This window comes from Candidatus Methylacidiphilales bacterium (assembly GCA_025056655.1).
Classification (GTDB): Bacteria; Verrucomicrobiota; Verrucomicrobiia; order Methylacidiphilales; family JANWVL01; genus JANWVL01.
In genome coordinates this window covers 1-1,458 of the sequence record JANWVL010000090.1, presented here as the reverse complement: position 1 = coordinate 1,458, position 1,458 = coordinate 1, and the positions used below count along the sequence as shown (strand labels likewise).

Here is a 1,458-nt window from a genome sequence, read left to right as displayed (position 1 = left end):
AGCCGCTTCTTTACTGCTTCGCGCGATGGGCTGTATCTACCCTTCATTTTTAGCATCATTTTCTTTTTTAATCTCTTTTGTCTCTCTCTCATCTTCTTTCACTTCAATCCCTGCCCATATCGCAATTTTTTTGAGGTTTTTTTTGTTCTTGAAATACATACATATAACAAAAGCTAAAACTGATAATACTATGCCTAGAGTTTCGTTTGATTTGATAAAAACAAGCCTGACTAATGATACCAACCCTACAGAAAATAAAAAATAAGCCGCATATGTGATTCCAAAAGCAATAAACGAGTAAATGAATGCTCGCAGCGGTCTATTATGATATAAACAAGAATAGATCAAGTTGTATAGAACGACTATTGCGCACATAATATAAATATTGGAAAAGTTTGGATTGAATTTATTTATTGAACCTGGAAACAAACCATAAAATGCAAGCATTATAAGTAAAACAATCAATGCATAATTAATTGTGTGAAATATAAAATCTGCAACAAACTTATAACGAACCAATAAACGTAGTAATGAATTTATCACTTATGGTTTCCAAATGAAGACGTTGTGTTATTGAATACAGATGGACTGGAGTTTGAACTTAGCGAACTGTAGCCATGATTAAACATATCAAGAACTATATTCTCTATAGCCCCACTAGATATTTCAGACGTAAAATAATTTGCCCCAATTTTTGTCGCAGTTATTGCACTCATATTTGTCCAAGCTTCATTCATTGTCATTGTGGTCGCTCTATTTGCAACTGCTTGGACACCTCCTGTTCCCCCCACAAGCGAAGTAAATGGGTTTGTGTTTAGATAGCTCAACCTCATCCCCAATCCATACGATAGGCCTGTCTCAAGAGTCAGCCTTATGGGGTCTATAGATTCTCCTGTTAATAGGCTCGAGGATGTATTTTGGTTATAGGCTCCTGCGGCTGAAGATAATCCTGGATTTCTCGTTACCATATACGTTAACCCAGACATCGCTCCACTTACTGCGGAAGACGTGTAATCCTTCCATCCCATATCTCCTCCTGCAATATCTTTTGCCCCAGTGATCGCCACATTCACACTCGCGCCTGCGCCTGCATATGACATCGCGGCTTTTACTCCCGCTTGAGAAAAAGGAACCGATGACATAGTCGAACCACCTGCCAGCACACCCACTCCGTATAACACCACATTCTTTTGCGTTTCAATAAAAGCATTCACCACCACCTCAAACTCTTTATTCAGTTGATTGGCAAACACAGCCGTGCTCCCTGTTGGCGCATTTCCAAAAGCTTCATTGGCACCCATCGACTCAAAAAATCTCCCACTCGGATCCACGCCATTCACCGGATCATTATTCGCATAACTGTAAAGACTCATATCCGAGGCGTGGCCGAGGGGATCGGCGGAAAGGAAGCGGGCGGTGGGATAATGATACAGCCTTGCGCCTATGTGAATCACATCG

General features: G+C 40.6%; 2 protein-coding genes. One reads left to right on the top strand and one right to left on the bottom strand.

What is annotated here, in order from left to right; genetic code table 11:
• Positions 1–265, top strand: a 265-nt coding sequence (locus tag NZM04_05550) for a hypothetical protein (GenBank protein ID MCS7063496.1), incomplete at its 5' end; no start/stop codon positions are given.
• Positions 266–539: 274 nt separating this feature from the next.
• Here the strand turns inward: NZM04_05550 and NZM04_05545 are convergent.
• Positions 540–1,458 (bottom strand): RHS repeat-associated core domain-containing protein (locus NZM04_05545; GenBank protein ID MCS7063495.1); only part of this gene is annotated, 919 nt, incomplete at its 5' end.